The 9,638-nt window shown below is 60.7% G+C and carries 6 protein-coding genes; 5 read left to right on the top strand and 1 reads right to left on the bottom strand.

Going from position 1 to position 9,638, the window contains the following annotated elements; all coding sequences use genetic code 11:
* Positions 1-66: 66 nt before the first annotated feature.
* On the bottom strand, positions 67-975 hold the full coding sequence (locus F8N49_RS20975) for a DMT family transporter (RefSeq protein WP_122747392.1): 909 nt from the start codon (positions 973-975) through the stop codon (positions 67-69).
* 214 nt (positions 976-1,189) lie between these two features.
* Between F8N49_RS20975 and aceK the strand changes: the two genes are divergently transcribed.
* From aceK to F8N49_RS20950, 5 genes are all read left to right on the top strand, one after another.
* Entirely contained in the window at positions 1,190-2,911 is a 1,722-nt protein-coding gene (gene aceK / locus F8N49_RS20970) for a bifunctional isocitrate dehydrogenase kinase/phosphatase (protein ID WP_151552392.1), read from the top strand.
* 138 nt (positions 2,912-3,049) lie between these two features.
* Positions 3,050-6,961, top strand: coding sequence for an ATP-dependent RNA helicase HrpA (gene hrpA / locus F8N49_RS20965; protein WP_151552390.1), 3,912 nt, complete (start codon positions 3,050-3,052; stop codon positions 6,959-6,961).
* A gap of 453 nt (positions 6,962-7,414) precedes the next feature.
* A complete protein-coding gene (locus tag F8N49_RS20960; RefSeq protein WP_016771207.1) occupies positions 7,415-8,536 on the top strand; it encodes a beta-ketoacyl-ACP synthase III in 1,122 nt (373 codons plus the stop codon).
* 135 nt (positions 8,537-8,671) lie between these two features.
* Complete coding sequence (locus tag F8N49_RS20955; protein WP_041478829.1) at positions 8,672-9,283, top strand: RNA polymerase sigma factor; 612 nt, start codon at positions 8,672-8,674, stop codon at positions 9,281-9,283.
* Complete coding sequence (locus tag F8N49_RS20950; protein ID WP_122611694.1) at positions 9,277-9,516, top strand: anti-sigma factor; 240 nt, start codon at positions 9,277-9,279, stop codon at positions 9,514-9,516. Before F8N49_RS20955 ends, F8N49_RS20950 begins: the two co-directional genes overlap by 7 nt.
* The last annotated feature ends 122 nt before the right edge of the window (positions 9,517-9,638 follow it).

Genomic DNA, 9,638 nt, shown 5'->3' with positions numbered 1-9,638 from the left:
TCCCACATTGGAATGTATTTTTCTGTGGGAGCGAGCCTGCTCGCGAATAACTGCGACACATACCCTCTAACGGGCTGGCACCTTCGCAGGCTTGACCACCGCCGGCTTCAACACCAGCCACAACGCCGCCGCAATCAACACTCCGCCATAAATGTGCGCCATCGACAACGGCTCATCCAGCAACAACGCCCCCCACAACACGCCGAACGGCGGGATCATGAAGGTCACGGTCATCGATTTCACCGGGCCGATCGAGCTGAGCAGGCGGAAATAGATGATGTAGGCAAACGCCGTGCAACCCAGGCCCAGGCCTAGCAGCGACAGCCAGACCTGCCAGCCGCCCCAGCTGACCGGCGGCGCGGTAATGGTGCTGTAGGCGAACAGCGGCAGCAAAAACAACGTCGCCCCGAGCATGCTGCCCAATGCCGACAAACGGCTGTCCAGCCCACCGGCCTGATCCAGCCAGCGCCGTGCGAGGAATCCGGCAAAGCCGTAGCAAGTGGTCGCCAGCAGGCAGGCGACCGCGCCCATCAGCAGTTGCAGATCGAAGGCTACGGGACCGGCACGCGTCAGCACACCGACGCCGAACAGACCGAGGAACACGCCGCTGAGCTTGGCCGCCGTGAGCTTTTCGCTGAAGAACAAACCGCCAATCAACACGCCCATCAGCGGCGTCGTGGCGTTGAAGATCGCCGAATAGCCCGCCGGCAATACCTGGGCGGCAACCGAATACAGCGTCGCCGGAATTCCCGAGTTGATTACGCCCAGCAGCATCACGGTCTTCAGCTTGCCCTTGAAATCCCAGCTGATGCGCATCAGCCCAAGGATCACCAGCAGCCCGGCAGCCGCGATCGACACCCGAAGGAAACCGGTCGGGATCGTGCCGATCACCGGGGCAATGATGCGCATGAACAGAAAACTCGCGCCCCAGATAGCGGCCAGCGACAACATGCGGAAAATATCGACAGGGCTCACGGCGGGCTCCTTCCTTGATCGGGACGAGAGTGTTGCCGAGCGTCCGGATCATGGCAACCGCTATTCGGGCTTTTAATTCTGCTTGCCGATGCATCGGCACGAGAAACCCCGTTAACGGTCAACCCCGTATCGGTTTTGGCAGAAATTGCGCTTTTCCTGCGAGCGTTTCCGTGACTAAGCTCAGACCAACCGAATTCCCGCCGAGGTTTCATTTATGTCGCAGCAATGGCCAGCCACCGAGATCGCCCGGATGATCCTCGCCGGCTTCGACGATTACCGCGAACAATTTCGCCGCATCACCGATGGTGCGCGGGAACGCTTCGAACAGGCGCGCTGGCAAGAAGCCCAGGCCGCCTCGGCGGCGCGGATCAGTTTGTACGAAGAAAAGGTTGGCGAAACCGTCGCTCGCCTGCGCGAGTATTTCGATGACGAAACCCTGATGAACGTCAGCTGCTGGCCGCTGGTGAAAAGCGCCTACATCAGTGTGATCGACCTGCGCTTCGACGATGAGCTGTCCGAAACCTGGTACAACTCGATTTTCTGCGGGCTGTTCAGCCACGACCTGATCAGCGACGGCTGCATGTTCATCCACACCACGCGCCCGAGCCTGCGCCGCGCCCGCGCCGCGCAAACCCGTACGTACAAGCCGCAGGGCCAACTGTCCGGGATGCTCGCCAGCATCTTCGCCGACTACCGCTTCAGCGAAGATTACGCCGATCTGCCTGGCGACCTGCTGCGGCTCGAAGCACAACTGCGCGAGAATCTGCCGGACTGGGTGTGCAAGGACCCGGAGCTAAGCGTCGAGCTGTTTTCCTCGGTGCTTTACCGCAACAAGGGCGCGTATCTGGTCGGGCGCATCTACACCCGTGACGAGCAATGGCCGTTGGTGATTCCGCTGTTGCACCGCGAAGGTCGGGGCATTCAGATCGATGCGTTGATCACCGACGAAGCCGATGTGTCGATCATCTTCTCTTTCACCCGTTCGTATTTCATGGTCGATGTCCCGGTGCCGGCAGAGTTCATCGGTTTTCTGCGGCGCATCCTGCCGGGCAAGCACATCGCCGAGCTGTACACCTCGATCGGCTTCTACAAGCACGGCAAGTCGGAGTTCTACCGCGCGCTGATCAATCACCTGGCCAATACCGACGACCAGTTCATCATGGCCCCGGGCGTGCGCGGCATGGTCATGAGCGTGTTTACCCTGCCGGGTTTCAACACCGTGTTCAAAATCATCAAGGACCGTTTCTCACCGTCGAAAAACGTCGATCGCGCCACGGTGATCGAAAAGTATCGTCTGGTGAAAAGCGTCGATCGGGTCGGGCGTATGGCCGATACCCAGGAGTTTGCCGACTTTCGTTTTCCTCTGAGCAAGTTCGATCCGGCGTGTCTGGAGGAATTGCTGGAGGTCGCGCCGTCCACCGTTTCGGTCGAAGGCGAAACCGTGCTGATCCGCCACTGCTGGACCGAGCGGCGGATGACTCCGCTCAACCTGTATCTGGAAAACGCCAACGACGCGCAAGTGCGCGAAGCGCTGGAAGATTACGGTCTGGCGATCAAGCAATTGGCGGCGGCGAATATTTTTCCCGGCGACATGTTGTTGAAGAACTTCGGCGTCACTCGACACGGCCGGGTGGTGTTCTACGACTACGACGAAATCTGCTTCCTGACCGAAGCCAACTTCCGCCACATCCCGGCACCGCGCACGCCGGAGGATGAAATGGCCTCTGAGCCGTGGTACTCGATCGGCCCGCTTGACGTGTTTCCCGAAGAGTTTCCGCCGTTCCTGTTTGCCGATTCGGGCCAGCGGAAATTGTTCGATCAATTGCATGGCGAGTTGTACAACGCCGATTACTGGAAGGGCTTGCAGGAGGCGATTCGGGCGGGGAAGGTCATCGACGTCTTCCCATACCGGCGTAAGGGCCGCGATAACGAATAACAAGACGCAGCTGCAAGTGGCAAGCTTCAAGCTGCAAGTTGAAAGCCGCAGTGACTTGCGGCTTGTAGCTTGGCGCTTGCAGCTGCTTTTCTGCGACAATCCGCCCCTGCATAAATAGACGACCGAATTGCCTACCCGATGACCGACGAATCGCCCTCCATCGACAAACTGCTGAAAAACCTCGATCACGCCATGCTCGCCGACCGTCACCGGCTGCGGCGGCAGTTGCTTGAGCTGCGCAAGAAACCCGACGAAGACAAACTGGCCCAGTGGGTGGTGCGGATGCAGGCGTCCTGTGATCAGGTGCTGGCGCGTCGCGCGAGCCTGCCGGTGATTCGTTACGACGACAGCTTGCCTATTGCGGCCAAGCGCGACGAGATCAAAAAGGCCCTGGAGCAACATCAGGTACTGATCATCGCCGGCGAAACCGGTTCGGGCAAAACCACCCAGTTGCCGAAGATCTGTCTGGAAATCGGGCGCGGCCAGCACGGTCTGATCGGCCATACCCAGCCGCGTCGGATCGCCGCGCGCAGTGTCGCCAGCCGTGTCGCCGAAGAACTCGGCACGCCGCTCGGAGCGCTGGTCGGCTATCAGGTGCGTTTCGAAGATCAAAGCGATTCCAACACCCTGATCAAACTGATGACCGACGGCATTCTGCTGGCGGAAACCCAGAACGATCGATATCTGGAGCGCTATGACACGATCATCGTCGACGAAGCACACGAACGCAGCCTCAACATCGATTTCCTCCTCGGTTACCTGAAAACCCTGCTGCCACGCCGTCCCGACCTCAAGGTCATCATTACTTCGGCGACCATCGATCTGGAGCGCTTCTCCAAGCACTTCGATGACGCGCCGATCGTCGAAGTGTCGGGCCGTACTTTTCCTGTGGAAACCTGGTACCGGCCGCTGACCCTGGAGCAGGACGAAGAGGGCAACCGGGTCGAGGACGACCTGACCGTCGATCAGGCGATTCTCGCCACTCTCGACGAAATCGCCGCCTACGAGCGCAGCGAACGACGCAGCCCCGGCGATGTGCTGGTGTTCCTGCCCGGCGAGCGCGAGATTCGCGACGCCGCCGACATGTTGCGCAAGGCCCAGCTCAAACACACCGAAATCCTGCCGCTGTACGCGCGCCTGTCGCCGGCTGAACAGCAGCGGATTTTCCAATCGCACCCGGGCCGCCGCGTGGTGCTGGCGACCAACGTCGCCGAAACCTCGCTGACCGTGCCGGGCATTCGCTATGTGATTGACAGCGGCACCGCGCGCATCAGCCGCTACAGCTACCGCGCCAAGGTCCAGCGCTTGCCGATCGAAGCGATTTCCCAGGCCAGCGCCAATCAGCGTAAAGGTCGCTGCGGGCGGGTCGAGCCGGGTATCTGCGTGCGTTTGTACAGCGAAGAGGATTTCCTCGGCCGCCCGGAATTTACCGATCCGGAAATTCTGCGCACCAACCTCGCCGCCGTTATTTTGCAGATGCTCCATCTGCGCCTCGGTGAAATCACCGCGTTCCCGTTTATCGAGCCGCCGGACGGCAAGGCGATCAGCGACGGTTTCAACCTGCTGCAAGAGCTATCGGCGGTGGATCGCAACAGTCAGCTGACACCACTCGGTCGCCAGTTAGCGCGTTTGCCGGTCGACCCACGCATGGGCCGCATGCTGCTGGAAGCGGCCAAGCTCGGCAGTCTGCAGGAAGTGCTGATCGTCGCCAGTGCGATGTCGATTCAGGACCCGCGCGAGCGTCCACCGGAGCGTCAGCAAGCGGCGGATCAGGCCCATGCGCAATGGAAGGATCCGGATTCCGACTTCGCCGGCCTGGTCAATCTGTGGCGTGGTTTTGAAGAACAGCGCCAGGCGCTGACCGCCAATCCGCTGCGCAATTGGTGCCGGAAGAATTTCCTCAATTACCTGCGTTTGCGCGAGTGGCGTGATTCTCATCGTCAGTTGAGCCTGATCTGCCGCGACATGCAGCTGAGCCTGAACAAAGAGCCGGCGGATTATCCGAAGCTGCACAAAGCGGTACTGGTCGGATTGCTCAGCCAGATCGGCCAGAAAACCGAAGACGGCGATTACCTCGGCGCGCGGCAGCGGCGCTTCTGGATTCATCCGTCGTCGGGCATCGGCAAGAAGCGCCCGCAGTGGCTGATGACCGCCGAACTGGTGGAAACCACCAAGCTTTACGCGCGCATGGTCGCCAAGATCGATGCAGACTGGATCGAACCGCTGGCCGGGCACCTGATCAAGAAAAACCACTTCGAACCGCACTGGGAAAAGAAGCGCGGCCAGGTGGTCGCCTACGAGCAGATCACCCTGTTCGGCCTGATCGTCGTCGGTCGTCGTCCGGTGCATTACGGCCCGGTCGATCCGGTGGTATCCCGTGAGCTGTTTATCCGCGAAGGCCTGGTGCGCGGCGAGATTCAGTCGCGGGCCAAGTGCCTGAGCGCCAATCAGAAACTGCTCGAACAGCTCGACGAACTGGAAGCCAAGGCTCGCCGTCGCGACATTCTCGCTGACGAAGAAACCCTCTACGCCTTCTACGATGCGCGTCTGCCGGCGGAGATCCACCAGACCGCGACCTTCGACAGTTGGTACAAGGTCAACAGCCAGAAAGATCCGCAGCTGTTGATCATGCGCGAAGAAGACGTGTTGGCCCGCGAGGCCAGCGAAGTCACCACCCGCGATTACCCGGACACCTTGCACATCGGCGATCTGGAACTGGCGCTGACTTATCATTTCGAGCCCAACCACCCGCGCGACGGCGTGACCTTGCGCGTGCCGGCGCCGTTGCTGCCGATGTTGCCGCCGGAGCGTCTGGAATGGCTGGTGCCGGGCTTGATTGAGGCCAAGTGCATAGCCCTGGTGCGCAACCTGCCGAAAGCCCTGCGCAAGAACTTCGTGCCAGTGCCGGACTTCATCAAGGCCGCGTTGCAGCGCATGACTTTCGCCGAAGGTTCGCTGCCGCAAGCGCTCGGTCGCGAGCTGCTGCGCATGACGGGCGCGCGGGTCAGCGATGAAGCGTGGGCAGAAGCGGCGCAGCAGGTTGAGAGCCATCTGCGCATGAACCTGGAAATCGTCGACGGCCAGGGCAAGTTCCTTGGCGAAGGCCGCGATCTGGCTGAGCTGACCGCACGCTTCGCCGAAGCCAGCCAGGCCGCGCTGGCGGTGCCGCAGAGTGCGCAAAGTCAGCAACCGGTGGAGGCAAAAGTCTTCGCGCCAGTGGCGGAAAAGACCCAGCAAAAGATCGCCGGGTTGTCGATGACGGTGTACCCGGCGCTGGTGGAAGAGGGCGGCACGGTCAAGGAAGGGCGTTTCTCCACCCCCGCCGAAGCCGAGTTCCAGCATCGTCGCGCCTTGCAGCGCTTGCTCATGCAGCAACTGGCCGAGCCGGCGAAATTCCTGCGCGGCAAGTTGCCCGGGCAGACTGAACTGGGTCTGCTGTATCGCGAACTGGGCCGGGTCGATGCGCTGGTCGAAGACATTCTGCTGGCCAGCCTCGACAGCTGCATTCTCGAAGGTGAAGACCCGTTGCCCCGCGATGGCGCCGGATTGGCGGCATTGGCCGAACGCAAACGCGGCAACTGGACCGAGCACGCCGAGCGGGTTGCGCGGCTGACGCTGGAAATTCTCAAGATCTGGCACGGTCTGCAAAAACGCTTCAAGGGCAAGATCGATCTGGCGCAAGCGGTGGCACTCAACGACATCAAGCAACAGATCGGCAATCTGGTCTATCCGGGTTTCGTCCGCGAAACGCCGATGCAGTGGCTCAAGGAGTTGCCGCGTTACCTGAAAGCGGTCGAGCAACGTTTCGAGAAACTCGGTGCGCAGGTGCAGAAGGATCGGGTCTGGAGCGGCGAACTCGCTGGCCTGTGGGCGCAATACCAGACCCGCGCGGCCAAGCATGCGCAGGAAGGCAAGCGTGATCCGCAGCTGGAGTTGTACCGCTGGTGGCTGGAGGAATACCGCGTGTCGCTGTTTGCTCAGCAGTTGGGGACGAAAGTGCCGATCTCCGACAAGCGCCTGAACAAACAGTGGAGCCAGGTCGAGCCCTGACCTGCAGCCATACACAATCGCCCTGTGGAAGCGGGCTTTGTGGCGAGGGGATTTATCCCCGCTGGGTGGCGAAGCCGCCCCAAAACCTGCGAGCTCGGTTCATCGATCGTTCCCACGCTCTGCGTGGGAATGCCTCTGGGGACGCTCCGCGTCCAGTGACGCGGAGCGTCACGGGCTGCATTCCCACGCGGAGCCTGGGAACGATCATCAAAAGATCGCAGCCTTCGGCAGCTCCTGCAGGGATCGAGTTGAGCAGGAGAAAGGCGCCAAAACCTCGGGTTTATGGCAAACTTCGCCACCATAATCCGCCGTTTCGCGACCCAGAGCCTTCGACCGTGTCGCGCTGCGGAATAAAACGATGCCAGGTTTGCGTCCCCCGGATGGGAATAGACCCTTTGCGTGTTGGTACGACGGTTCCAGCACTTTCTGCCTGAACAGATTAGAGAAACGACCATGCATAACGTCGTCATCAGCGGCACCGGCCTGTACACACCGGCCAACAGCATCTCCAACGAAGAGCTGGTGCAGTCTTTCAATACCTACGTCGCCCAGTTCAACGCCGATAACGCCGAGGCGATTGCCAGCGGTGAAGTCCAGGCCCTGACCGAATCCAGCGCCGCGTTCATCGAAAAGGCCTCGGGCATCAAGAGCCGCTTTGTCATGGACAAGGACGGCATCCTCGATCCGCAACGCATGGCCCCGCGCCTGCCCGAGCGTTCCAACGATGAATGGTCGGTGCTCTGCCAGATGGCGGTTGGCGCGGCTGAACAAGCCCTGCAACGAGCCGGCAAAACCGCCGCCGACATCGACGGCGTGATCGTCGCCTGCTCCAACCTGCAACGCGCCTACCCGGCCATCGCCATCGAAGTCCAGGAAGCGCTGGGCATTGAAGGTTTCGGTTTCGACATGAACGTGGCGTGTTCTTCGGCCACCTTCGGCATCCAGGCCGCCGCCAACAGCGTGCAACTGGGCCAGGCGCGGGCGATCCTGATGGTCAACCCGGAGGTCTGCACCGGGCACCTGAACTTCCGTGATCGCGACAGCCACTTCATCTTCGGCGATGCCGCGACTGCGGTGATCATCGAGCGCGCGGATCTGGCGACCTCCCCGTACCAGTTCGACGTGGTCAGCACCAAACTGCTGACCAAGTTCTCCAACAACATCCGCAACAACTTCGGCTTCCTCAACCGAGCGGCGGAAGAGGGCATCGGTGCCCGCGACAAGCTGTTCGTGCAGGAAGGCCGCAAGGTGTTCAAGGATGTCTGCCCGATGGTCGCCGAACTGATTGGCGAGCACCTGGAAGAGAACCAGCTCAACGTCGGCGACGTGAAGCGATTCTGGCTGCACCAGGCCAACCTGAGCATGAACCACCTGATCGTGCGCAAGCTGCTCGGCCGCGAAGCTACCGAAGAAGAAGCTCCGGTGATTCTCGACAGCTACGCCAACACCAGCTCGGCCGGTTCGGTCATTGCCTTCCACAAATACCAGGATGATCTGGCCTCGGGTTCGCTGGCGGTGCTCAGTTCGTTTGGTGCCGGTTATTCGATCGGTAGCGTGTTGCTGCGCAAGCGCTGAAACAGGTTAATTTCCCCTTAATCGCGTCGATCTTTCCTACATTCGAAGCGGCTGAAACGCTGTAATTTTTCGGACGTCGCGGCAGGTGCACACCTGCCGCGTTCATTTTCGAAGTCCGGACAAGGGGATTGATGGATGGCGGCTGACGACACCCAACTGCTCACGCGCTTGCTGGCGGGGGAGCAAAAGGCTTTCAAGGAACTGGTCACCACCTATCAGAGCGCCATGCGCGCGGTGGCTTACGCGATTGTCGGCCAGCGTCATGTCGAGGAAGTGGTGCAGGATGCCTGGCTGTCGGTGGTCCGTCATCTGGCCAGTTTCGAAGGTCGGTCCAGCCTCAAGACCTGGTTGCTGACCATCACCGCCAATTCGGCCAAGAGCCGGTACAAGCTCAATCGCCGGGAAGTCCTGCTCGACGACCTGCCATCGCCCCACGGCACCATCGGTGACGATCGCTTCTCTTCCAGCGATGGCCACTGGCTGGTCGCGCCATTTGCCTGGCACCAGGACACCCCCGAAGCGCTGCTCACCGAAAACGAACTGCGCGAATGCCTCGAACACACCTTGCTGAGTCTTTCCGAGTTGCAGAGCAGTGTCCTGCTGTTGCGCGAACGCCAGGGCCTGGAGCTGGAAGAAATCTGTAATCTTCTGGAGATCTCGCTCTCCAATGTCCGCGTGCTGCTGCACCGGGCACGCTTGAAGGTCTTCGCGACCGTGGAACATTTTGAGGAGACAGGAGAATGTTGACCTGCAAGGAGCAAGTGGCACGATCCAGCGATTATCTCGATGGCCAACTGAGCTTTCGCGAGACGCTGATGGTGCGTCATCACCTGTTGTTCTGCCCCAACTGCCGGCGTTTCATGCGGCAGATGCGCGTGATGCAGGCAACCCTGAAGGCGCTGCCGGAAAAACCGGACGAGAACGTCGATGCCTTGGCCGAACGCTTGGCCGAGCAACGACGGAGAGACAACCCCCTGTAGGAGCTGTCGAGTGAAACGAGGCTGCGATCTTTTGATCTTGTTTTCAGGATCAAGATAAAAAGATCGCAGCCTTCGGCAGCTCCTACAGGGGGTTTTTGCATCCTGCAGAAATAACCCGGTGC

Source organism: Pseudomonas sp. GXM4, from assembly GCF_008923895.1.
Lineage (GTDB): Bacteria > Pseudomonadota > Gammaproteobacteria > Pseudomonadales > Pseudomonadaceae > Aquipseudomonas > Aquipseudomonas atacamensis.
Note: the sequence above shows the minus strand (reverse complement) of the source record. Positions and strands in the feature narration are given on the sequence as shown.

Bases quoted from the DNA above. Each gene is read 5' to 3' on its own strand.
- aceK (WP_151552392.1), top strand. From the start codon at position 1,190: ATGTCGCAGCAATGGCCAGCCACCGAGATCGCCCGGATGATCCTCGCC.
- hrpA (WP_151552390.1), top strand. From the start codon at position 3,050: ATGACCGACGAATCGCCCTCCATCGACAAACTGCTGAAAAACCTCGAT.
- F8N49_RS20960 (WP_016771207.1), top strand. From the start codon at position 7,415: ATGCATAACGTCGTCATCAGCGGCACCGGCCTGTACACACCGGCCAAC.
- F8N49_RS20955 (WP_041478829.1), top strand. From the start codon at position 8,672: ATGGCGGCTGACGACACCCAACTGCTCACGCGCTTGCTGGCGGGGGAG.
- F8N49_RS20950 (WP_122611694.1), top strand. From the start codon at position 9,277: ATGTTGACCTGCAAGGAGCAAGTGGCACGATCCAGCGATTATCTCGAT.